A 24,498-nucleotide genomic window follows, 5' to 3' on the forward strand; every position below is an offset into this window, starting at 1 on the left:
CTCGAAAGATCAACAACCCTAAGTATTTAAATGATTAAAACGGCAGTTCTAGGTCAAAGGATAAAAGTAAAAATTGTAAACCTTTGTTAATATTTGGTATTTCGCGGTTGAGTAAGACGCTAAACATATCTAGTTTAGCGGTATAATATGCTGCTTTCTGCAAGATATCTGCAATAAATTCCTTTTGTAAAGCCAATGCAGCGCGAGATCCTATAAGAAATAACTCACCAAACCTTTTAGCAACAGAGTTAACTTAGTGTATCGAGTCTATTGTATAATTTTCTAAAACTACCCCATAAAAATAAGCAATGACGCAATGTCATTGTAATAATAAGAGATGTATCCAGTGTATAAGAATAACAATTCAACAATATTACTGTGCGCAGTAATAGCTGGTTTAGCTTTGCCAGTACAAGCCTCAGCAATAAAACAATCTAAAGGTGATTTTGAAGATAAGTTTCGTCAGCTAGATGTAGACTTACCGACGCCAAACGTATATCGCAATGCAGCGGGAGAACCTGGCCATCAATATTGGCAGCAACAAGTCGATTATCATATTAAGGCTTCTCTGAATGAAGATAAAAAGCGCCTTGAAGCTGAACAAACCGTCACTTACACCAATAACTCTCCTGACACGCTAAAGTATCTTTGGCTGCAGCTTGACCAGAACTACTATAAAGCTGACTCTATCGCCAGTCGCACTCGCACTTTCTCTAGCCCATCAGAACTAGCAAGCAGTGTTAATGGTAAGCCAACCAAAATCAGTTTAAAAACATTACGTGGTCAACAGTTATTAGCTGACACTGAAGTCGGATATCAAATAGGTGAAGTGACAGTTAATGGCACTCCTCTTCGTGTCACAATAGTTGGCACAAATATGAGAATTGATCTTCTTGAACCATTAAAACCTGGTAAAGAAGTAGAATTCCAACTTAATTATGCTTTTAACATTACCGATCAAAAAGCAGTGGGTGGTCGCAGTGGTTACGAGCACTTCCCTGATGATAAGCGTGACGGCGGCAATGACATATTTCAACTTGCACAATGGTTTCCTAGATTACATGCATACACCGATTATGAAGCTTGGACAAATAAAGCTTTCTTAGGCAGCGGTGAATTCACCTTGGAGTTCGGTGATTACGATGTTGAAATAACTGTACCAGCCGACCATATTGTTGCGGCTACTGGTGAATTAACCAATGCGAGTTCAGTATTAAATAAAACGCAGCGCAAACGTTTTGAAAAATCCAAAACCAGCAAAAGACCGGTTTTTATTGTGACCGAAGCTGAAGCTTTAGAGAATGAATTAGCGGCATCGAATAGTACCAAAACCTGGCATTTTGAAGCCGAAAATGTGCGTGATTTTGCATGGGCTTCCTCTAGAAAATTCATGTGGGATGCTAAAGGTTATCAACAGCAATCTGCTGAAAGGCCTTTAGTCATGGCGATGTCTTTTTATCCAAAGGAAGGTGGTGATCTTTGGAAGAAATACTCAACTGAATCTATCATCCATACCATGGAGGTGTACTCAAAGTATTCTTTTGATTACCCATATCCAACCGCTCAATCTATTAATGGACCCGTTGGCGGAATGGAATATCCAATGATCACCTTCAACGGTCCTCGCACCGAATTACAAGAAGATGGTAGCCGAACCTATACATTGTCGGAAAAGCGTTTTCTGATAGGCGTTGTTATCCATGAAATTGGCCATATTTACTTTCCGATGATCGTAAACTCAGACGAAAGGCAGTGGACATGGATGGACGAGGGGCTGAATAGCTTTCTAGACTCCGTAGCAAAAAGAGAATGGGAAACCGAATCTCATTGGGCTAGAGAGCCGCGCGACATTGTTGAATATATGAAATCAACAGTGCAAGTTCCGGTAATGACTCAGTCTGATAGTGTATTGAAACTCGGTCCAAATGCTTACACCAAACCCGCTGTGGCATTAGACATTTTACGGGAAGTAGTACTTGGACGAGAGCTGTTTGATTTCGCATTTAAAGAGTATGCCAATCGCTGGAAGTATAAACGCCCTACTCCATCTGACTTTTTTAGAACCATGGAAGAAGCATCTGGTGTCGATCTGGATTGGTTTTGGAGAGGCTGGTTTTACAGCACGGATCATGTTGATATCTCAATCGACAAAGTCTACAAGCTTAGAATGAATACTAAAAATCCTGATATCGATTTTGCTCGCGAACGCCAGATGGAGCAAGATAAACCGACTCCTATCGCGATAGAAAGAAACAAAGAGCAAGGGCTTAAAAGCTGGATAGATCTAAACCCAGATGTGACTGATTTTTATGAATCTAACGATGAATATACAGTTACCAACAAAGAGCGGAATAAATACAACAAGTTTATTAAGAAGTTAGAACCTTGGGAACGTGATGTAATACAAAGAGCAATTAAAGAAGATAAAAATTATTACGTACTTGAATTCTCTAACTTAGGTGGACTAGTGATGCCTATTTTGCTGCAATTAACCTATGAAGATGGCAGTGTCGAACAGCTAAACATTCCTGCAGAGATCTGGCGTAGAAGCCCGAAGTCAGTTAATAAACTCATCGTATCAGACAAAGTTCTAAGAGAAGTTGAAATCGATCCTAGCTGGCAAACAGCGGATGTTGATTTGAACAACAACTACTTCCCACGCAGGATTATTCCATCAAGAATTGAAGCCTATAAAAAAGAAAAAAGTAAGGCAAAAGTTAAACGCGATATTATGCAGGATATTAAAACAGAACTTAAAACTGAAGAAGATGAAGAGTATAACTCAGAAAAGGCTGGATAAAATATGAGATTAACAATAATTATTGCGGTTTTCATTGGGTTAATCTCACTTTCGTTAAACGCGCATCAGCAAAAGATGGCAACCACTACCGTTAGTTTTAACCACAGAGTTGATAATATAGAAGTAATGCACAAGTTTTATCTTCATGATGCTGAGCATGCGGTAAGAGATCTTTTTGATCCCAGTGCAGATATTTTAAGTAGTAAAGCAACCCAGAATAGCTTTGCAGAATATGTACAGACTCAATTTGCAATTGAGATTAATGATTCCAAACAGCTACCACTTAAGTTTGTTGGATTAGAGCTTGATGGCAAGTACATTTGGATCTACCAAGAAACCGCAATTCCAAGCAATATCACTGAACTTTCCATTTCAAACGGAGCCCTACAAGAACTTTGGCCATCTCAGTTAAATTTAGTCAATATTGAAGGCAAAGGTGAGTTACAGTCTTTACTATTCAACGATAGCGATCAATGGCTTAATGTGTCATTGGCCGAATAACATATAAAAGGGCTAACACTAATAAAGTGTTAGCCCTTACGCTAACTCGGACCAAATCACATTTAATTCAGCACGACATAACCACGGTTTACCATACAGTTTTTAACCACTTGTTGTTGTTCAGCTTCAAATTTTGCAGCATCATTGCGTCGACTTCTACCGTTAGACAGCACACCAAGCCCAAGGCCTATCGCTGCACCTTGTTTGGCACCGTCAGTCCCGGAACCACCGGCGATTGCTTTACCCGCTGAACCAATTGCTGCTCCTTTTGCTGCACTACCTACCGCGCTACTACTGGTATCCGTTTTTTGAACTTGGGTCGATAATTCAGTGCATTGGTGCAGATCATAGATATAATCTTTCTCATCCACTCCTGTTTTATCTACAATAATATTTGCCGTAACATTTGATGAAACCAGTAGTAAAATAACCATGAGCATGCTTTTATTCATTGAGTGCACCTTAGCTGTTCTAATTCAATAATTGACAAGTACGCTAACAGAATGCAAAAACACATCACACTCGTAAAAGTACCAGTATTATCAATTATGGTACAAAGGCTTAGATTAGGTTGTTAAATTGACACAAAATGCAGTAAAACTCGAAGAAAGATTGTCTACGCTTTTGGCAACAACTCAGTTTGAAAAAATTGAAATAATCCAATCACTTTGGTCAGGTTATGGTGAAATTGGCCGCTATGAAAATACAGATAAATCGAATCGCTATTTCGGTCGCTTTATTGTAAAACATATCTCACCGCCGACTAACCAACAACACCCACGAGGCTGGAATGGAGCACTAGCACATCAACGAAAGCTAACCTCCTATAATGTAGAGGCGGAGTTTTATCAATATTGGGCAAATAATATTAAACCGACTTGTGCAGTTCCCAAGTTTATTGCCCAGGAAAACCTCGATAATGCATGCCCAAATTCAAAAATAATCGTTATGTCAGATTTAGATGCTGAGGGTTACCCAATAAGACTTTCAAATGCATCGGTTAACGTTGCAGCTACTTGTCTACAATGGCTGGCGAGATTTCATGCACTTAATTTGCAGTCTAAAGTTTCTGACGATTGGCCGAAAAATCTATGGCCGATTGGCACTTACTGGTATTTAGATACTCGTCTAACTGAGTATGACGCGATGGAGGAAAGTGAGCTTAAACGTTCAGCAGCTCTACTCGATGCGAAGCTTAATAACTGTCGGTTTAAGACTTTGGTCCATGGTGATGCCAAAATTGCAAACTTCTGTTTTACTGAAGATTTATCAGAAGTAGCAGCGGTTGATTTTCAATATGTAGGTGGCGGATGCGGCATGAAGGACGTTATTTATTTGCTGGGTAGTTGTCTAGATGAAACAAGTCTAGAACAGAATTTCGACGACTTAATCGACGTTTATTTTAAGCAATTAAATGCAACACTCTTAACGTTAAACAGCAAACATAGTTTCAAAGATATTGAATATGAATGGCGTGAATTAATCGATATAGCATGGGCTGATTTTGAACGGTTTCTCGCGGGTTGGGCGCCGACACATACCAAGCGCACCAACTTTAGTCAAAGCCGAACAATGGCTGCACTTAGCAAAATCCATAGTGGTTAAGCTGACCGTTCTACAATAATATTATTTCGCCAACCAAAGTAAGTAATCTTTAACTATCTAGAGGCTACAATACAAAAAGATAGTTAAAGGGTGTTTCTCTACAGGCTTAACTTAAGTGGTTTCGCCCTCATTGCTGGGATCAATCTGTAATGACTCACACTCGCTCAGCAGAAAATCTAACGCTTGATCAAAACTGTCTAGTTGTTTTATCGACATAAAGGCTTTGAGCCTATGAATGAGATCATTGCTTAATTCTATGTGTGATTTCTTTTTGCGCTTTTTAACTTGTGCTAACTCCTTCCTGACCATACGCCAGCCATAGTCGCTAAACATTTGGTTTAAACATAAATTGAGCTGTTCTAACTCTACCCTTAGATCCGAATTTAGCTTTCTCTTTCGAGTCACTAATGAAAGTAACTCTGATACTTTCAAGAAATTTGTTTCTGACTCCGCACCACTTTCAAACCAATCTAGTCTTTTTAAAATTTGGTCTCTGGGTATGAGTCTAAAGAGCAGCGGTAACGCAATAACGATCTCATCTCTTTGAAGCAGTAACAGCTTACGTCCCTTTGTCGGTTTATTACTATGGTATTGCCACTCTTGCTTCGTATGATTCATCAGCTTAGCCATTATTTTTAAAGTATGGTATCACCATTAATATAGAGATAATATTTAATAACCCACAGATAAACAAGTGTTTGCAGCGATTCTCTTAGACAGCAATTAAAATGGTATAACCATATTAATGATTGGATTAGTCTGCATAAAGTTAAAGGGACCTTAACTTCGAAAAGTAACGCCTTAAAAAAATAGCTTCTTGGAGCTAAAAATTTTATACCGATAGCTTCCTCTGTTTATTATTTCGACTAAACCTAGTCGTTTTGTTTGCATTTGTTTATAACTCAACCACTACCAGTGATAATGACGATTATCACTGGTAGAGAGTGTTAGAAATAGATAAACTATCTGGCTCATATTGACGCTAAATCCATAAATTAACGATATAGAAAGAGGTAATCTAGGAAATGAGCCGCAAGCATATCAGCCCCATTTCCAATAATGTGCCGACCACTAACAGCGACAATGGCTTTTACCAAGAAGCTGAACTTCCTATTTCGATGCTTAATGATTTTGAAAGTGCAGCCAAAGAAACTCGCTATGAAATTTCTGACAACACTCGGCGAGTTTATCGTTCAAGTTTTGCTATTTTTAAAACTTACTGTGAAAGCCATGGCCTAAGCTCAAACCCTGCCGATCCCAGAACGGTTATTTCTTTTATCGGTCATCAAAAAGATTTTTATCAAGCTAAAAGTGGCCACCAGCTATCGACTCAAACTATCAATAGTCGACTAGCCGCAATTCGTTTTTATCATATTCAATCTGGTACAGCCTCGCCAACTGAACACCCTTTGGTTATCCGAGTTATGCGCGGACTTATGCGTAACCACAACCGAATAGTCTCCGACTATGATCAACAACCGATTATGTATGATGAACTTGAGTTACTTATTCAAGCTATTGAAAACCAGAGTCAGGCTCTAACGCAAAAGCGTGACAAAGCAATTATACTATTGGGTTTTCAAGGTGGATTTAGACGATCAGAATTAGCGAATATAAAAGTTAATCATTTAAGTTTTTTAAGAGACAAACTCAAAGTTAGGCTGCCCTACTCTAAAAGTAATCAGCAAGGACAAAGAGAGTGGAAAGTACTTCCAAAAGATGAAACATTTTCAGCTTATGAAGTTGTAAAAGAGTGGATTGATGTCGCTAAAATAAAACAAGGCCACTTATTTAGATCACTAACTCGAGATGGTAGATATATTAGAGACTATCAAGTTATAGATGCAAACTCAGGTAAAGGTTTCTTACGTGGTGATGATATTTATCAATTAGTAAAACGTTATTGTATTAAGGCTGATTTAGATCCTAAATTTTATGGTGCTCACAGTTTAAGAAGCGGTTGTGTAACGCAACTACATGAAAATAAAAAAGATCACCTTTACATTATGGGGCGGACAGGCCATACCGATCCTAGATCGTTAAACCATTATTTAAAGCCTAACGATTAGAAACATAGGCAAAGCTTATATTGTTGGTTACCGAAACCTATTATTATGCCAAATAGAAAGGGCGCTCTCTTAGAGCGCCCTTTTAATATTTAATACACCATACATTTATTATATAAACGTATTTAGTCTTTATAAATCACTGTTGTAGATTCAAATGGTAACTGTTCTAAAACAACTTTTTGCTCAGCATAATTGATAAAGGAAAGCGCATCTGTATTACAAATATCTGTACCATTATCATCACAACTTGGTGCGTTATCTGCGTATACAACGCTATAAGTATTTTCAGTTGAATTATAGGTTAAATGATCGACTTTATAAGCTTTATAACCTGCCGCAGTTTTAACAAGATCAACTCGGTCAGTAGCTTGCAGTTGAGCATCACCTAATGCATTCCAACCATCATTACCACTAGCATTATAGTTATTAACGATGACGACGTAGTCAGTGTTGTCGCTAATAGGCTCCCATCGAGGTTCAGATTCAGTGCCGGTGTTGATATCAATTGAACTGATATTACCACTGGTATTTTTAACCTCTTCGGTAAAGGTATAACGCATGCCACCTACATAGGGGAATTTACCTGCATGGCTGCCAACTGGAAGTGTCGCATCAATAGTAGAAGTTAATAGATCTGTTAGTACCTCACCATTAATCGTCAATACCGACAGGTAATTGGAAAATGGCAGCAACTCAAGGCTAGCGTGCCCTTCCCTAAATTCGCCAGATGCAATGTCAGTTCGTACCCCACCAGCGCCAACTAAACCAATCTGCACTTTTTTACCAATCACTGAATTTACATCAGACTGGTTTGCCCAATAGACCATACCTTCAGCAATTAATGGCGCGACATCAGAACCGTGTTTGTCGGTTCCTGCATCACCAGGACGACGCTCATGGTTTATCTCTTGTGGAGCATTGGCTACTACTTCGCCGTAAGCCTCTTCCAATGCTGGTTTATAAGTTGCGTCAATATGAACGCGCATATCTATATTTTCGTCAACATCATCAATAAGTGCAGTCTCATCAATGAAGCTTTCTACTTTTTCATGCTCGGCGCCAGTAAGCAGATCGCTTTCTTCACGTTTGCCATCACTGTAAAACTCCTCGTTGGTCAATAACGTATTTTGACCCGCACAAGACAACAGTTCACCTTCACTGTCAAACTTTACATCAACCTTACCAATAGCTTGTGCATATTGGCCTGCTTGGACAATACATGTTTGCCCAACTTCATCTTTTTGTTTTATCAGCTGAGCATATACACCATTATCACCATGACCTAAATCAGTAAAGTCACCGAGTAAAGTATGGGAGTGGCCGCCAACGATAACATCGATACCGGTTGTTCCTTCTGCAAGCGCAATATCTCTGGCATTACCAATATGAGACAACACTACAATTTTATTGACGCCTTCGGCTTTAAGTGCAGTAACAGTCACTTGAGTAAATGCGATTTCGTTTTCAAATTTAACGTCGCCAGTACCCGTTGCTATGGTTGGCATATCTTCTAAAACAACACCAACAACGGCAACGATTTGCTCATTGTCGTTCGCTTCAGAAACTTCATTGACTTTACGTTTGGTTGCGCCGTCAAATGCAAACAGCTGATAAGGCTTAAGATTCGTAGAGCCACTTAATGCAGAATCAAAACCAGCATCCATATTGTTAGCCAGTAGTGGGAAGTTAACGCTATCAATAAAGCTAGCAAGTTTACTCGTATCTAAATCGAACTCGTGATTACCTAATGCCATTGCATCTAATCCCATTTGGGAAAGTAAATCTGCGTTCGCCTTGCCTTCATTTAACTTAAAGTAAGCGGTGCCTTGCCATGCATCACCACCATGTAAAAATAGTAGAGGCTGGCTAGTCTCTTCCTTAATCTCATTTGCAGCTTCAAGTAACCTCGGATAACCACCGAATTCATTAAAGACAACCTCGCCATCCTTACCCATAGTAAAGCTCGACTTTACCGGATCAAAGTTCGAGTGAGTATCATTGATATGGGCAATAGTTAGGTTAAAACCTTTATCAGCCTGGTTTGTGTCATCATCATTTGAACAAGCAGATAACGCCGCTAGTAAGGCTACTGCTATAACTGTTTTTTGTAATTTCATTATAATTTCTTCTTTATATAGGACCCGCCGACAAAATAGCAGAAGTATAAAAGAGAAACCACATTGGTTAACTCCGTGTAAAATCAACATATACAACAACTTAACTACATATATTCAGGGTTTTATATCAAGATAAAGTATAAAGCAGCAATAGGAGAATACCTTTAGGCATATTAAAACTAGCTGCAGTATTTTTTGATTCGATTAGTCGATTAACTAGCTGTTTTGAATTTAAAAACCCGGGCTGATTGTTGGTTTATTGTGTTGAGAGTGGCGACACTTGGTTACGCCTTTGTAGGTTGCAAAACAGCAAATAATTTCAAATTGAAACGTGAATGTTAATAAAAAAAGCCAGCGTTAAAGCTGGCTTTACTCGAAAAGGTTTACTCTAGAATTGCTTTAGGTAACTGGCAACACTTGCTTGTTCACGTTGTTTTAGCCTTACACAATTTCGGACGCTCTCATCTAACTTTGCCAAGGTTCTTTTAAACTCTGGATTAGCCTTCAATTTAGGCGCAAAAAACTTGTCAGTGGTTTCAAGTGCGCTTAACTCACAACCTGAACCGGTATAATACGGAATATTTGCTACCGCAAATGGAGGCAATTTTTCTTTTATCGTTGAATAGTTAGCATAAACCCAATTTCTAAAGCGTATTCGACGTGCTTCTGTATAAGATTGCCCAGACAAAACATACCTCAAATCCGGGGCATTGATCTTATCAGTCAGAGAGTAAGCGAGCATATCATCTTGCAGTTTTTCTGTAGGAGCATAACCCAACGCGTTCATTAATCGAGTACGTTTTTGTGGATCTTTAGTCTTCTCAAACTCACTCTTAACGAGGTTTAGCAACTGTTCATCACCGTAATACACTGCCACAGTTAGATAAGTACCGATAAGATAAGGATCAACTTGGTTGCTTCCTGCAATATAGACCTTAGCTTGTTTAGTAGCTGTTGCAATAATATCTTTGTCTTTGGCTTCAAACGCCAATAAGTTGATCAGTGTTGGACGAAGCTTGCTAATTGCAGTCTTTTCATTGGTTTTAGCTGCTACGCCGTATTTATCGATCGCACTACTCGCACGCTTTGAGATAAAGTTTGCCCATTGTGCTTGGTTGCTTTCATCAATAAATGTACGTTTCTGTGACTGCAGATAACCCAATGCAGTAGACACTATCTCTGGATGTTGGTCATCAATGAACTCACCAAGGATATTAAGCAGCTCGCCACCAGAAACAAAACCAGCATCAAGTAATGCATCTGCAGATGAGATTAACGCTTTACGCTCTCGTGGCGTTAACTGTGTTTTAGCATTGGCGAGCAAAGATTGCATCTGCGCGTCATCTAATAACCAGCGATAATAACCCATTGCATCTAAATCCGGGTAGATCCAATCTGGTGCAAAATCTAGCGCTACGGTTTGGCTCTCTTTGGTGAGCAAAACCGTTTTATGTTTAACCTTGTCACCTTTACCAAACTTGATAGAAACAGGCACTGTCCAAGTTTGATCTTTAGCCTCTGTTCCTGCTGTTACAAATCGGCTTTGTGTTAAGGTCAGCTTATTGCCTTTAAGATCAACTTTTATTAAAGGATAAGAAGACTGCTCAATAAACGTACCTAATACCGCACCGACATCCTTACCAGAAGATTTAGACAACGCATTCCATAAATCGTCCGCCTGAGTATTCTCAAAAGCATGATCTTTAATATACTGACGAATACCCGCCTTAAACTCATTTTCGCCGATATAGTTTTCAACCATATCTAGCACGGCTTCGCCTTTGCTATAAGCTAGACCTAAACCGTCCATAATGTCAGCTTCGGTTTTAATTGGCTTACGAATAGGCTTTGTTGAAACCCTAGCATCCATCGCCATCACATAGTTTTTTGATAGAGAAAGATCAGATTCAAACTCTGGGTGAATTTGATGGGTAATTTTTGCTGCCATCCAACTCGCGAATGCTTCGTTTAACCAAAGATCATTCCACCACTGCATGGTCACTAAGTTGCCATACCATTGGTGTGCTAGCTCATGAGCAATGATCGACACTGCTCGCTCTTTACTATTTTGACTGGCATTTTTTTCATCAACTAGCAGAATGTCTTCTCTGTAGGTAACTAGGCCGGCATTTTCCATTGCACCGAAAGGAAACTCAGGTACAGCTACGGTATCCAGTTTTTCATAAGGGTAATCAACACCAAAGTAATCCTCTAAAGCCGACAACACTTCAGGCATTTTTTTAGCCGCGTATTGTGCTATCTCGATTTTTCCCTTTGTGGTAATTACCCTACCCGGGACTTTCATACCTTTAACTTCTATCTCTTCAAATTGCCCGATAGCAAATGCAACGAGGTAAGACGACAAAGGTTTAGTTTGTTTAAAGACATGTGTGGTTAAACCATTCTTTTCATTTGCAGATAGTTCTGGTGTATTGCTATAAACTTTTTCAGTACTCGGCGCGGTAATCGTCACTTGATACGGGATCTTGTAGCCTGGCTCATCAAAGCTTGGAAACGCTCGGCGTGCATCACTCATTTCAAACTGAGTGAACAGATACGGCTGTCCACCATCAATAGTCTTATAAAGACCAACCGACTGCCTATTATAGGGCGCAGTAAAGTCCATAGAAAGCTGGTATTTACCTGGCTCAATGACATGCTTACAATCAAACAAAACAACGCCAGTGTCTTGCATAGTTGCTGCCATTTGGCAGTCTTTGGCACCCGCTAACAAGATATTACTGGCTGTATATTCTAAGCCGTTTAACTGCAGCTGTTGAGTGGGCTCTTTAACAATAAGCTCTATTGATGTACTACCTGAGAAATTATCTTTTTGCGGATCTAGATTAAGCTTCACCGACTGCGTGATAGGCTCGGCAACTTTACTTAATACGTATTCGTTAGAATATGTATTAAAGCTAGTTACACAAGAAAGTGTGACCAAAGAGGCCGTGACGACTCTATACATGTAAATTCCTATTTTCTTGTTTTGCGCTAAATCGAGCTTCCATGCTTTTGTCTGCATCGATTTTTTGCCAAAGAGAGTTGCGGTACTCGCGTAAAAATGGTTAGAACCTTTACAAGCGGTAACGCTTTACCCAAGTAAGATAACAAATATTTAACAGCAGTGTGAGCAACAACATGCGGTGAGTTAAAGCATGTTGTAACAATTCATGACTAGCACTAAGGGAGTAGTATAAAGTTATTCAATAAAGGTTAAATGACGTGCGATTAATGCCAAAAGGCAATAATACCTGTCAAAAAGGGCATGGACTAAAACCAAGCACTTTTACGCCTGTAATCGGATGGTCGAACTCTAGGCGGGTAGCATGTAACATTAATCGGGGCGCTAGCTGGTGCGAATAAGAGCAACCATACAGATCACAGCCTATAATGGGGTGACCAATATATTGGCTATGGATCCTAAGCTGATGGGTACGCCCAGTTTCTGGGGTAAGCTCTACTCGGGTAACCATTATCGCTTTGTTTAAGCTGTCTGCTTGATACTCTTCTTTAGCCAAAACATTGTAAACTGAGCGAGCGGACTTGCCCTCCTCCTCACATAACTTCATCAAGGGAAAATTAGGTTTATCTTTAGCAATAGCGGCACTTATTATCCCTGTAGTTTCACTCAACTCCCCAATTAATAAAGCCGTATAGCGCTTAAGCACGCTGCGCTCACTAAATTGGCGACACAGTAGCGCATTAATCAGTTTATTCAGCGCGATGACCATTATGCCTGATGTACCAAAGTCCAATCGGTGCACTAAAGAGCAACCCGGAAAATCTTTTACTAAACGGTAATGAACTGAATCAAAGTTTAGCGGGTTTTTGCCCGATAATGACAATAAACCAGAAGGCTTGTTGATTAGCAGTAGGTAATCATCTTGATAAAGAATGGTAATCTCTTCAAAACAAGTAGGAGCAATAAAATCATCAACCACAGGGGGCATATGTGAAACCGTATATACGACAGAGTTGGCAGCAATCATACAGCATGCGTAGCGATTCAACGACTGAAGTAACGGTATATGGGTTAAACATTCATTGCTACAACGCACTTTAGCACTAACAGAGTAGCGAGAAACCTCAATATTATAACCAGTCAAAATAATGCATAAATAGTCAGACTGAAAAGTATATCCCCGAGATATTTTTAACATACTTGCATACCTAACCAACTGCATGAATAAAAACAATAAGTGTTAAAGCGGAATTAAGGGATAAGACTGCATGTTTGACATAAAGCTAAGTCGAATGCGCTTCCCTGCGCATTCTATGGGGTTAATTTATTTCCTAAGCTTTAGAAATCAATTCTAAAACCAATGCTAGCAATGGTATCGTCAAAATCTGAATATTGCTTAACATCAAATTGACCGATCTCAGTGTGAATACGTGTCGATTTGCTCAATCGATATTCAGCGCCTACTGCCCACTGTGAAACTTCTGGAACATCGGTTGCGGCTTCACCCAGTGCATCATAAACTCGTCCGGCGATTTTACCTGTGCCCGAATCGTCCTTGCCGTATTGCAGTTTTAGCAATAGCTTATCGATTTGGTACTTTGCACTAATAATAAAGCCATCACCATCTCTTTGCTGCCAGTTAGTCTTGTTAGGATTAACCAGTTCAGAGCTTTGGTAAATCGTCCCCAACATTAGCTTACCCGCTTTATATTGAGCAACTGCTCGCACACCTTTGATATCTTCTACGCCATCGGTATAAGCGGCAGCTAAGTACAAATTACTGCTCTTAAAGTGCTTATCACCATAAGTCACTGCGACTTGGTAATTGCCATTGTCGCGCCGAATATCATCTTCGGCGTAATAGTTATCTTCCATAATATAGCTGGCGCCAAACTGGATTTTGTTCCATGTTTGGGTTCTATATAACAATGAATCTCCCCAACGCTTATCACCAGCAAACAAGCGGTCGTGTTTCATCGAATACATATCCATGGCGTCAGCTGTTCCTTTAGCCATTTTAAATACAGGATCAATTCGACCTGCAGCTAGCTGTCCATAGGCGCTGTGTTTTATACCTAAAAATGTGGCAGTGCATTGTTGAGCCACATAACCAGCCTTCATAGCCCGATAGCGGTAATTATGTTGAGTGGTCATGGCAGTATTGCTATGGCCGTACAAGCAATCCAAAAAGGCGCTATTGATTTCCTCGAAAAGCCTGTTGATGGTGATAAACTTTTATTATTACTGGAAAAGGCAAAAATACAAACGATGCTGTACACGCAACGTAACTTAGATCGAGTAGCCTTAGAAACTAAACTCGCAACACTGACACCAAGAGAATATGAGGTAATGGAAAAGATATTGGAAGGCAAACTGAATAAAGTGGTGGCCGCTGAATTAAACGTAGCCCAAAGAACTCTAGAGTTACATAGACAAAAAGTAATGCAAAAAATGCAGGTAAGTAATATTGCTGAACTCGCGTATTTGATGGGGAAAAGCTCAGAGCACTAGCTTAAGGCGAAGCGGCTTATTTTTAAGCTATGCGGCTACCTGGAATACGTTTTATATTCGCCCATGAAGCACAGAACTCCCAACCTTTGTCTTTACATACCAACCCTGCACTGTAACGACTTTTGGCGATTAAACTTGAATTTCCTTTTGCAATTACACCGTGTTGGTTCACGCCGCTAAAAGCGCTTGAATAAATTATATTTAACACTACTGCAGAAACTAAAATAGAAAGGCTACAAAGTACATATGTATTGGAGGCCAGATTAAACAGTGTGCTGTTACGTTGCGCCATAATCTGCCTCCTCATTTGCATATCGAAGTTAAAGCATATCGTAAACCACAATAAATTCAATATATTGATTTTAACTGAGACAGATATTTCTATCTGAAATGGTAATCAATCATTCACTAATGTCAGTGTATATGCTTGTTGGAAACGGTGCTGAAGTTCACCAATTATAGCACTATCGCGACTATTGCGACTTCTTCCGTGTAGTGAGGATTCAACAAACAACTCAAACCAAGCTTCTAATACGCGGCCATTTAATGGCTCTCCAGCGACACTTAATGCTAGTGCTGCAACCTCTGCAGTACCAAGTTGAAACTCTCGCGCTCCTTTCCTTAACGCATAACTTGCCGTTGATTCTGGCGTAAATGAAAGTAGTGGTAATTTATGCAGATAACTACTTTTACGGAACATCTTTATCGCTTCACGCCAACTGCCGTCGAGTACTATAAACAAAGGGCGCTTGCCGTTAGGTAGTTTAGCTTTATTTACTTGGCTAACTACCGTTTGATTTTCTATTGCATATTCACTCGGAAAGATAACAAATGCTTGATATTTGGGGTCATTGATTATCGACAACATTTTTTGATTAGGCTCATTCCTCGACCAAATAAATGCATGAGTATCAGGAATTATATCGGCAATCAGTCGACCACTATTACTTGGCTTTAATACTTCATCGTCGTACATGATAAGCAAAAAAGATAGCTCACTGCAGACTTGTAAGCGGTTTTGGCAAGTACAAAACTGTTCAGCTAGTAAGCATGATTGACAGCGCACAACATTTTTACCTCTGGCAGTAAAAGGCTTAGAGGATATGGCTTTTCTGTATTCATATAAACGATGAATCGCATGTTTTGGCAAGTTCATGTATAAAAATCTATCCGGTTATCATTGGCGCTCAAAAGAAAAAAGCCTACTCATAGGCAGGCTTTTATCTGTATAAATGCATCTTAATTAGAGTATACGTCTTAACAGAAAGTCTGCTTTTAAACGTTTAATACGTTTCATTATTTTGCGAACTGGAGCAGGATAGTTATGCAGCGTTTCGATTTGAGAATAATGGTACAACCTTTCAGTATGCTCCAGAATATGGGTTTGTTCCTCTTCGAACTTTTGCTTCCAACTTTCATTGTCGTCTTGGATTAACAATCCATTCTCTAAATCTAATGCCCAAGCTCTAGGGTTAAGATTACTGCCAGTAATGAGGTGACGTTTGCCATCTGCACTGATCCCTTTTAAATGGTAACTGTTACGACCATCTTTCCAAAGGTGAATATTGAGTTGGCCGTTTTCAATCGCCCATTGCTGGCGTTTAGCAAATTTCCGGAGCGATTGCTCGTACATATAAGGCAATGCACCTATGGTTGAGAACTCCTCTTCAGGCGGTATATAAAAATCGTTAGAGGTCTTATCGCCGACTACGATATCAATACGTTTACCATTACGTAAATGCTTAGCAAGTGCCCTAACTAATATGTAGGGAGGATTAAAGTAAGGTGTACAGATAAATAGCGCATCTTCCGACTCCTCTACCATGGCAACCACAACTTTATTTAGCAGGTTTTTCTTTCGACCCAAGCCAACAAGTGGCGTAACTCGGTTGCCTATCTTAGTAGAAGCAAACTTGTATTCAGCTTTAGACAAACGATGTTTTAAACTACTGACTTCAACTTTAGTCGGTAAACGTTCAGCATCTTTGGGTTGAGTTAATGAGCTAACGGCAACATCGTTGACTAAGTAAGTCAAGATCATCTCTCGCATACTACGTGCAAGTTCGGCAGACTCAATCACATGATAACGGTCAAAACGATACTTATCATTTTGATGAAGGTAGATATTATTGAGACTGGCGCCACTAAAAATAACGGCGTCGTCAACAATGAAGCCTTTTAAGTGAAGCACCCCCATAAACTCGCGAGATTTCACTGGCACGCCGAGTATATCGATCTGGTGCTCTGCAGCCTCATTGACTTTGCGATACATGAAGTAGTTACCGCTGTCGCCCTTGTGTCCAATTAACCCACGTCTAGCTCTGTGAAAGTCTACTAACACTTTAATATCAAGCTCAGGGTTACGCTGCTTGGCAGCCATTAAAGCACTGAGTACTTCCCTACCCGCTTCATCATCTTCAAGATAAAGTGCTGCGATGTAAACTGAATGGGTAGCGTTTTCAATACGCGTTAACAGCTCTGCTCTTAACGCCTTAGGCGTCAACAACCACTGTAGGGATTCAGATTGTAACGGTATACCACCTAGCTGACTCAGCAAGGCTCTCTCCTTAATAATGCTTACCATCTTTATAATAAGTGCTAGGCGTTAACTCTCTAAACATAACGACGGTATGTTTAAGCTCCGGATAAGCACAAATAACGGCTTCACGAATAGCCCTTTCAGCACGATGGTGTGTTTCGGGATCTTTAGGGAACCATAACACTTCGATTTGAGCTATATCGTTTACGCTTTGACCGCGTCTATAGCTTTGACTATTAATCGAATCGATAATGAATGATTCAGCCTTTGCCTGACAAATTTCTGCTAGAACGTCAATGAGTATATCGCTTAAGTTGGCAACAACACTTTGGGACATTCCGTAAACTCTAATATGCGGCATCAAGAATCCTCTTAGATAAGGGCATAGAAATTACCGATTTAACACGCTTTCGGCAAGTATTTTCTACGGAATAGCGCTGTAGTACGCATAAAACAGCTTTTAGATAGCTGTTTAGGTAAATTTTTAGACAAACCTAATACTTAAAGGTGATGAGCAATAGCCTCATAATTGTTCTATCAACCGCCAATTACCTCAGTGATCACAGCATCTTTAAGGTTCTTTTGATACTATCGAATCTTACTTTTAACTATCGAGATCATGATGAATTTTAAATCTTTATTGACTCTTTTAGCAGTTTTGTTAGGCGCTTGGGCTATATTTCACTTTAAAGCGCAGTTAGGGTTACTCATGTTGCCACTTTTCTTTGGTCTAGTGCTATTTGTAACGTTAAAGCTTTATCGTTTAATGGAAAAAGATGATTCAGATAAACCCGATTAATCCTTTTCGATTTTTACCCAAGGAAACCCTATTGAACCTCAGAAATATTGTAACGTCTGCCATACTGTTAACGTTATCAACAAACGTTTTCGCCAAAGATATCAAGCTAATATTGCCTGATACCAGCGCTCTTACGGCAATTAAGTACAGCAATCATCAAAACAACAGTAAGTTGGATCAGAATGCTGACAAATTGTTTATTCCTGCTAGCACGATGAAACTACTTACCGCAGTTGCGGCTACCGCAGCACTAGGTAATGAATTCCGCTATCAAACAAAAGTGTTTGCCAAGACGCCGATACAAGATGGCAAGATTGACGGTGACGTTTACATAGTATTCTCAGGCGACCCAACACTCACATCCCTAGATATTGAGAGTTTGTTTGCTCAGTTGCAACAACAGGGGCTAGCGCTCATTACCGGTAATATCTACCTTGTTGGCGACCAGTACGAGCTACAACATGCACCAGGAAGAGTTTGGGATGATTTAGGGATCTGTTACTCCGCACCAGTTTCAAGCTACGTCATTAACGAAAACTGCTTTAAAGCGCAATTTATCCCCAAGCTCGCAGATGATGCGGGAGAGGTTAAGATCGTTGGTAGCGAACCGGTAATAATAGAAAGCAGAGCAGTATTTGATAAAAACTTGCAACAGCCTATTTGCGATCTGACCTTGGCTCGCCTTGAAAATAACCATTTTAGGTTAGATGGTTGTTACCCGGGTAGCAAACCTCTAAAGTTAAACATTGCCATTACTGATCCCGCTCGCTTTGCTAAAGATAAACTGACCCAAATCGTCAATAAAAGTAATATAGCCCTGCGCGGTCAGGTATTACTGGCTAATCAACGTCCTGCTTCTTCTCTGTTAATCGCTGAGCATCAATCTGCGCCATTAACAGATTTAATAGCCACTATGTTATTAAAGTCAGATAACTTGATCGCTGACAGCTTTCTAAAGCGTTTAGGACAGCATCTCTACGGTGCACCAGGGACATTTTCTAATGGTAGCGCTGCGATGAAGCTTATTCTGACCCAACAAGGGGTAGACTTATCAAGCGCTCATATAGTCGATGGTTCAGGTTTATCCCGTTATAACTTGCTAAGTGCAAATCAGCTTGCTGAAGTATTAGCATTAATTAAAGATAAATCTGCCTACTCAAACATTTTAACCTCACTGCCCGTTGCCGGAGAGAGCGGTACACTAAGATACCGAAAAGGCTACACAAACTCGACGCTTAAAGGAAAGGTGACGGCAAAGACAGGTTCCATGTTGGGAGTATCAAATATGGCTGGCTTCATTAAGGATGGCGATGATATATCAGCAACATTTGTTATTCTACAAAATGGTGTCAGCCCTGAAAAAGAGCAAACTGTAAAGCCAAGCTTTGATGTATCGATACTGCAGCAGTTTGTCGAGCAGTAATCAAGCGTTACCCTCTCCATTTGTCCTTTGCATGTATTCTGAATAATAAAAGCCAGCGTTCAATTGACTTGAATGCCGGCTTTTAGTTTATTCCATTTATATTAATTTAGAACAGAGACTCATCAATCTCCATAATTGCAGCATCACCCGCTGCTACTTGCGATAAATGGTAGTCCGCTTTTGCTAACAACTTATCAAAATAGAAACGGCTTAAATGTTGTTTTTGTTGCATAAAGCGACTGTCCTCATGATCATGCGCCGCATTTGACATCGCCAACCAAAAATAGCCGTACACGCTATAGCCAAACGCATCAAGGAAATCGACTGCACAGGCATTGATTAACGCTGGCTGGGTGAGCTTAACCTCATTTACACCGTTCGCTACATTGATTAATTTCTCAAACAGCTGCAATACTGCTGCTTTATCATCTGCAGAGACGTTATCAAATTGGGCGATATTCGCGGTTTGCTCAGCGACAAATTCTGTTAATGCGCTGAGATTGTCGCCAGTCACCTTACGACCTAAGAAATCAATAGCCTGTATGCCATTGGTTCCTTCGTAGATCTGAGCAATACGAGTGTCACGCACTAGTTGTTCAATACCTGTCTCACGAATATATCCGTGTCCGCCAAATACTTGTTGCGCCATAATCGCTGCATCTAAGCCTCGATCGCTTAAAAATGCTTTTGAAACTGGCGTCAGTAAACCAACATAACGGCTAGCTTTAGCTTTCTGTTCGGCATTATCCGAGTATTTCGCTAAATCTAATTGCTGACCGGTATAAACAGAGAGTGCTCGTCCAGCTTCAGTTAACGTTCTTACCGTTAACAACATGCGTCTTACATCACCGTGTACAAGGATAGGATCACTGGTCGCTCCCGTTGGCGAGCCGCCTGCCGCAACACCCTGCACTCGCTCTTTGGCGTAATCAGCGGCCATTTGATAGGCCGCTTGCGAAGTGCCTAAGCCCTGAATACCAATGGCGAGCCGTTCATAATTCATCATGGTAAACATGCAAACTAAACCACGGTTCGGCTTACCAATGAGATAACCTTCAGCATCATCAAAATTCATTACACAGGTTGCAGAACCCTTAAGGCCCATCTTGTGTTCAATAGAGCCGACGGTAACGCCGTTATTTTCGCCTAAGCTATTGTCATCATTAACTTTGATCTTTGGTACAAGAAACAGCGAAATGCCATTAGTATTTGGCAGTTTTGCCAGCACTAAATGGATGACGTTTTCAGTTAGATCATGATCGCCACCAGTAATAAAGATTTTACTGCCAGTAATATTGTAACTGCCACTTTCATTTGGCACCGCTTTGGTGCGTATATTGCGCAGATCAGAGCCCGCTTGTGGCTCTGTCATATCCATCGCACCAGCCCATTCTCCGCTATACATCATCGGCAAATACTGCTGTTTAATTTCTTCAGTACCGTGAGCGTGAATAGCCAAGGCTGCACCGGCGGTTAACGAACCATACAAAGTAAAAGCATTACATGCACTGTAAGCCATTTCGTCAACCAGAACGCCAAGCATCTTCGGCATTCCCATACCACCGAGTTCAGGATCGCCACATAAACCTACCCAGCCGCCTTCCGCATACTGGTCATATACCGCTTTATAGCCATCAGGTGTGATCACCTTATCAGCTTCATGACGAACACCTTGCTCATCGCCACTGCGGTTTATAGGATGGATAAGTTCTCTACTGATTTTGTCTGCTTCTTCTAAAATCGCAGCCGCAGTGTCCATATCAACAGCTTCCGCCATTGCAGGTAATTCAGACCAGGTTTTAGGCGCGTCAAACACCTTTTCAAGTAGAAAGCGCATCTCTGCTAATGGGGCGTTGTAGGGATTCATATAATGCTCTTAAACGGTAGATTTAAACAGTTGTTTCAATCTATCAGATATAGCAGAAAAAGGAAGTAAATTATTAACAGGTGCTGCTTATTTAACCAAGTCAACATCTAGTCAACTCACTGTGACCTTATCCTTTATTTACTATTATTAGCCTTCTTTAATCTGCGCTTGGCGTATGTAATAAAATCAGAGAACCATTCACTGATTCTTCTTCAAAAATCAACATTCTTGGCTGACGTTAATCAACTCTATAGGTCCTTAAACTCGTAGTTTCACCAGTATCATTACTGCATCACTATCTCTATGATTCTTAGTGAGTTAACCATCTCAAGAATTTATCGATACAATAACGGACAATGAATGAACCTACCCCAACGAATTAGCTTCCTTGGTCTTACAGCCTTTTTATACTCAGCTCCGGTCATATCATCAGAACAAAAAACAGAAAAGCATTTAGATGACCCGACTCGTATCATGACAAAAGTCGGTGCAGGCTACGACGGAGAGTTAACGTTTAATGGTTCTATCGGATTGGACGAAACACGGATGTTACGAGGACAGATTAATGCTGACGGCAGTCAATGGCAGTTAGGTGGTTCATGGTTATTTGAAAAAGGCATTCTAAATGCTTATCTCAATGGCCATGAAGAGCGCAATACCTACAATTTAGGCACCTATGTCTCGTTATCATTAATGGGCGTTGATACCGGCAAGTGGATGGTGTTTCCAATGGCGGGGCTTAGTTTTGTAGACGGTAAGAAAAACAACGATAATAGTACCGGAGCCTATTTAGGTGCATTTGCCATTCGTCCAATAGATGCTCAGTGGTCGCTGGTCACTTATGCGGGTGGCTCAATTGGCTCTAAGAACTACTCGAGCTATTGGCTCGGTGCAGGCGCTAGTTATAAAATCACTTCTAAACACAGTGTCAGGCTTATGGGATCTTATTCAGAGGATAATTATCGTACCGATAACAAACTCAGCTTGTCTTATAGCTACGAGCTTTAGCTAAACTTGCGGTTCGTTAGGATAAAATTGCGGTTCGTTAGGATAAAATTGCAGACGGATACTCTTTTTATAACCTCAAAAAAAACCGCAGTGACAAAACACTGCGGTTAGTTAATCTAAATATTGATTACCACATTAGATCATCAGGAATAACGTACTCAGCGTAAGGGTCGTCTTCTTCAACGACTTCAACGTTATCTTCTTGTGCCCATAAATAGCCAACCCAGGTTGGTACTAGTAGGTTTACACGCTCTACAAGTTTATGTGGCACTAAGTAACTAATATCTTCGTGTCTTACAATACCCAAGTGCCCTTTCAATAACTCACTTTGCATTTTCTTATCGACATAAAGAGAATAAATTTTCTTATCGAAGGTAAAGTTAAATTTAATGTCTGCCTCTTTAGACGGAGTAATGGCAAACTTTTTAAATTCAGTCACGAGTCCGCGAACTAAACCTTTCTCTGAGGCTTCGTTAAATCGCTGTTCATTTAACTGCTTATCTTTTTCGATTTGCGCTAGCTTCTTGGCTGCGATCTCTTTCTTTAGCGCCTCGCTACCGTCATCAACTTTTGCTTTTTTGTCGCGACGTTTTTGAGTTTTAGTGTCTCTTACTTTCTGCTTACTAACCAAACCAGCTTTAAGCAGCTGTTCCTGAAAAGGGTTTGCCATATCTAATATTCTCTAATTCAACTTTGTTTTTGTTTCGCTAATTGGCCTATTTCCGCTATCGCGGCGCCAGCGCCACCGAGAGACCAGCCTCCATCAACCGGTAAAACGGCACCTGTTATATAGGAAGCCATATCGGATGCTAAAAACAACGCTGCATTCGCGATGTCTTCGCAGCTGCCATTGCGTCTCAGTGGTACACCTTTAGCAACATGTTGCTGTAACTCTTGTGTTGGTGCTAACCGATCAAATCCTTCAGTTCCTGCTATAGGGCCCGGTACAATCGAATTAATTCTAATACCTTTATAGCCCCACTCTATTGCTAGGGTCTTAGTTAACATATCGACACCAGCTTTTGCTGCACAAACATGTACTTGCATCGGCATTGGTACAAAAGCTTGAGGCGCTGAGATCTGAATAATCGCGCCGCCTTTGTCTTTCAATAAAGGCAAAGCTTGCTTTAATACCTGGAAACTCCCGAGCAAGTCTATGTCCATTACAGACTTAAAACCATTTTCAGATAACTTCTCTGCACTCGCTGGAAAGTTACCTGCAGCGCCACTAACTAATACATCGACGCAACCAAAAGCTGCTGCTATATACTCAAAACCGAGTGATAAAGCGTCTAAATCTCGTACGTCAAAACAAGCGCCTATATGATGGCCATCAGGGTTTACAATGGTTAGTTCTGCCACTGCAGCATCGACTTTATCTTTGCTTCTACTCGCGACGGCGACATTTGCACCAGCTTTTGCAAAACTTAACGCAATACCAAGATTGATGCCGCTAGTCCCACCGACGACAACGACGTTTTTCCCCTGATAATCAAACATAAAGTGCACTCCGATTGCTATATTAATTTCAAATTAGTCATTAATTTCTAACTTATAGCAGTACACTTTATTTTTAAAGCATTTAATCTAAACAGCTATACAATTGATTGATGTATCTCTTGCAAAGCTTTTAATGGGTCAAGCGCTTTAGTGATCGGTCGGCCTATGACTAAATAGTCAGACCCAGCAGCCAGCGCTTGTGGTGGCGTCATCACACGATGCTGATCACCCTTGTCACTGCCAACAGGTCTTATCCCCGGAGTGATCAATTTAAACTCTTGACCAAATTTGGCTTTTAATAAGCTCGCTTCTTGCGCAGAGCAAACCACACCATCTAGTCCGGCGCGTTGAGTTAATGCCGCTAAACGCAGTACATGCTCAGATGCAGGTACGTTTATGCCAAGTAATTGCAACTCGTCATCGCTCATTGATGTTAAGACAGTTACAGCAATCAGTAACGGTGCTTTATCACCATATTGCTCAAGTGCTCTTTTAGCCGCTTCCATCATCGCTAACCCGCCTGAAGCGTGGACATTTGTCATCCAAACGCCTAACTCTGCAGCAGCTGAAACGGCTTTAGCGACCGTATTGGGAATATCGTGAAATTTCAAATCTAAAAACAGATCAAAGCCGCGGCTATGAATATCGGTTACGATTTGAGGGCCAAACAAGGTAAACATCTCTTTACCAATTTTAAGACGGCACATATCAGGGTCTAGCTTATCTATCAGCTGCAAAGCATCGTTTCTATTGTCGTAATCTAATGCTACCAAAATAGGTTTGTTCGTCATTTT

General features: G+C 40.5%; 22 protein-coding genes. 8 read left to right on the forward strand and 14 right to left on the reverse strand.

Annotated features, from left to right (window positions below; genetic code table 11):
• Window positions 1-346: 346 nt before the first annotated feature.
• A complete protein-coding gene (locus AB4238_RS14830; protein ID WP_372034121.1) occupies window positions 347-2,800 on the forward strand; it encodes a M1 family metallopeptidase in 2,454 nt (817 codons plus the stop codon).
• A 3-nt stretch (window positions 2,801-2,803) separates the two neighbouring features.
• Window positions 2,804-3,301, forward strand: a complete 498-nt coding sequence (locus tag AB4238_RS14835; RefSeq protein ID WP_372034122.1) for a DUF6702 family protein — start codon at window positions 2,804-2,806, stop codon at window positions 3,299-3,301.
• A 62-nt stretch (window positions 3,302-3,363) separates the two neighbouring features.
• On the opposite strand, the gene AB4238_RS14840 is transcribed toward AB4238_RS14835, so the two are convergent.
• On the reverse strand, window positions 3,364-3,753 hold the full coding sequence (locus tag AB4238_RS14840) for a glycine zipper family protein (RefSeq protein WP_372034123.1): 390 nt from the start codon (window positions 3,751-3,753) through the stop codon (window positions 3,364-3,366).
• A gap of 127 nt (window positions 3,754-3,880) precedes the next feature.
• On the opposite strand from AB4238_RS14840, the gene AB4238_RS14845 reads away from it, so the two are divergent.
• Window positions 3,881-4,906: a phosphotransferase gene (locus tag AB4238_RS14845; protein WP_372034124.1), complete on the forward strand. Its 1,026-nt coding sequence runs from the start codon at window positions 3,881-3,883 to the stop codon at window positions 4,904-4,906.
• A 111-nt stretch (window positions 4,907-5,017) separates the two neighbouring features.
• On the opposite strand, the gene AB4238_RS14850 is transcribed toward AB4238_RS14845, so the two are convergent.
• The gene (locus AB4238_RS14850; RefSeq protein WP_372034125.1) at window positions 5,018-5,524 is read right to left on the reverse strand and encodes a hypothetical protein; all 507 of its coding nucleotides are present in this window, start codon (window positions 5,522-5,524) and stop codon (window positions 5,018-5,020) included.
• Window positions 5,525-5,931: 407 nt separating this feature from the next.
• On the opposite strand from AB4238_RS14850, the gene AB4238_RS14855 reads away from it, so the two are divergent.
• A complete protein-coding gene (locus tag AB4238_RS14855; RefSeq protein ID WP_372034126.1) occupies window positions 5,932-6,975 on the forward strand; it encodes a tyrosine-type recombinase/integrase in 1,044 nt (347 codons plus the stop codon).
• A gap of 122 nt (window positions 6,976-7,097) precedes the next feature.
• Here AB4238_RS14855 and AB4238_RS14860 read toward each other — a convergent pair whose 3' ends face one another.
• The 4 genes from AB4238_RS14860 to AB4238_RS14875 all read right to left on the reverse strand — a co-directional run bounded on the left by AB4238_RS14860 (window position 7,098) and on the right by AB4238_RS14875 (window position 14,211).
• Window positions 7,098-9,092, reverse strand: a complete 1,995-nt coding sequence (locus AB4238_RS14860; protein WP_372034127.1) for a bifunctional UDP-sugar hydrolase/5'-nucleotidase — start codon at window positions 9,090-9,092, stop codon at window positions 7,098-7,100.
• Window positions 9,093-9,480: 388 nt separating this feature from the next.
• Window positions 9,481-12,060 (reverse strand): M1 family aminopeptidase, encoded by a 2,580-nt coding sequence (locus AB4238_RS14865; protein WP_372034128.1) that lies wholly within the window; start codon window positions 12,058-12,060, stop codon window positions 9,481-9,483.
• A gap of 289 nt (window positions 12,061-12,349) precedes the next feature.
• Window positions 12,350-13,045 carry an RluA family pseudouridine synthase gene (locus AB4238_RS14870; protein WP_372034167.1) on the reverse strand — a complete coding sequence of 232 codons (696 nt, stop codon included), beginning with the start codon at window positions 13,043-13,045 and terminating at the stop codon, window positions 12,350-12,352.
• Window positions 13,046-13,395: 350 nt separating this feature from the next.
• A complete protein-coding gene (locus AB4238_RS14875) occupies window positions 13,396-14,211 on the reverse strand; it encodes a porin (protein ID WP_372034129.1) in 816 nt (271 codons plus the stop codon).
• On the opposite strand from AB4238_RS14875, the gene AB4238_RS14880 reads away from it, so the two are divergent.
• Entirely contained in the window at window positions 14,197-14,568 is a 372-nt protein-coding gene (locus tag AB4238_RS14880; protein WP_372034130.1) for a response regulator transcription factor, read from the forward strand. The genes AB4238_RS14875 and AB4238_RS14880 overlap by 15 nt on opposite strands.
• A 22-nt stretch (window positions 14,569-14,590) precedes the next feature.
• Here the strand turns inward: AB4238_RS14880 and AB4238_RS14885 are convergent, their stop codons facing one another.
• The 4 genes from AB4238_RS14885 to AB4238_RS14900 form a co-directional block, all read right to left on the reverse strand.
• Window positions 14,591-14,860, reverse strand: coding sequence for a hypothetical protein (locus AB4238_RS14885; protein ID WP_372034131.1), 270 nt, complete (start codon window positions 14,858-14,860; stop codon window positions 14,591-14,593).
• Window positions 14,861-14,965: 105 nt separating this feature from the next.
• Complete coding sequence (locus AB4238_RS14890) at window positions 14,966-15,724, reverse strand: tRNA-uridine aminocarboxypropyltransferase (protein WP_372034132.1); 759 nt, start codon at window positions 15,722-15,724, stop codon at window positions 14,966-14,968.
• 87 nt (window positions 15,725-15,811) lie between these two features.
• Window positions 15,812-17,125: a CDP-diacylglycerol--serine O-phosphatidyltransferase gene (gene pssA / locus AB4238_RS14895; RefSeq protein WP_372034133.1), complete on the reverse strand. Its 1,314-nt coding sequence runs from the start codon at window positions 17,123-17,125 to the stop codon at window positions 15,812-15,814.
• 10 nt (window positions 17,126-17,135) lie between these two features.
• Window positions 17,136-17,468: a DUF1904 family protein gene (locus AB4238_RS14900; protein WP_372034134.1), complete on the reverse strand. Its 333-nt coding sequence runs from the start codon at window positions 17,466-17,468 to the stop codon at window positions 17,136-17,138.
• A 258-nt stretch (window positions 17,469-17,726) separates the two neighbouring features.
• Between AB4238_RS14900 and AB4238_RS14905 the strand changes: the two genes are divergently transcribed.
• A complete protein-coding gene (locus AB4238_RS14905; protein ID WP_372034169.1) occupies window positions 17,727-17,906 on the forward strand; it encodes a hypothetical protein in 180 nt (59 codons plus the stop codon).
• A gap of 31 nt (window positions 17,907-17,937) precedes the next feature.
• Entirely contained in the window at window positions 17,938-19,329 is a 1,392-nt protein-coding gene (gene dacB, locus AB4238_RS14910; RefSeq protein ID WP_372034135.1) for a D-alanyl-D-alanine carboxypeptidase/D-alanyl-D-alanine-endopeptidase, read from the forward strand.
• A 106-nt stretch (window positions 19,330-19,435) separates the two neighbouring features.
• Here dacB and AB4238_RS14915 read toward each other — a convergent pair whose 3' ends face one another.
• Window positions 19,436-21,196, reverse strand: a complete 1,761-nt coding sequence (locus AB4238_RS14915) for an acyl-CoA dehydrogenase family protein (protein ID WP_372034136.1) — start codon at window positions 21,194-21,196, stop codon at window positions 19,436-19,438.
• Between the two features lie 360 nt (window positions 21,197-21,556).
• On the opposite strand from AB4238_RS14915, the gene AB4238_RS14920 reads away from it, so the two are divergent.
• Window positions 21,557-22,204 carry a hypothetical protein gene (locus tag AB4238_RS14920; protein WP_372034137.1) on the forward strand — a complete coding sequence of 216 codons (648 nt, stop codon included), beginning with the start codon at window positions 21,557-21,559 and terminating at the stop codon, window positions 22,202-22,204.
• Window positions 22,205-22,331: 127 nt separating this feature from the next.
• Here the strand turns inward: AB4238_RS14920 and AB4238_RS14925 are convergent, their stop codons facing one another.
• The 3 genes from AB4238_RS14925 to pyrF form a co-directional block, all read right to left on the reverse strand.
• Window positions 22,332-22,874 carry a DUF2058 domain-containing protein gene (locus tag AB4238_RS14925; RefSeq protein WP_372034138.1) on the reverse strand — a complete coding sequence of 181 codons (543 nt, stop codon included), beginning with the start codon at window positions 22,872-22,874 and terminating at the stop codon, window positions 22,332-22,334.
• Between the two features lie 17 nt (window positions 22,875-22,891).
• Window positions 22,892-23,704: an SDR family oxidoreductase gene (locus AB4238_RS14930; protein WP_372034139.1), complete on the reverse strand. Its 813-nt coding sequence runs from the start codon at window positions 23,702-23,704 to the stop codon at window positions 22,892-22,894.
• Window positions 23,705-23,799: 95 nt separating this feature from the next.
• Window positions 23,800-24,495, reverse strand: coding sequence for an orotidine-5'-phosphate decarboxylase (pyrF, locus tag AB4238_RS14935; RefSeq protein ID WP_372034140.1), 696 nt, complete (start codon window positions 24,493-24,495; stop codon window positions 23,800-23,802).
• Window positions 24,496-24,498: the final 3 nt, after the last annotated feature.

The sequence above is a fragment of the Shewanella sp. 10N.286.45.A1 genome, from assembly GCF_041470405.1.
Lineage (GTDB): Bacteria > Pseudomonadota > Gammaproteobacteria > Enterobacterales > Shewanellaceae > Shewanella.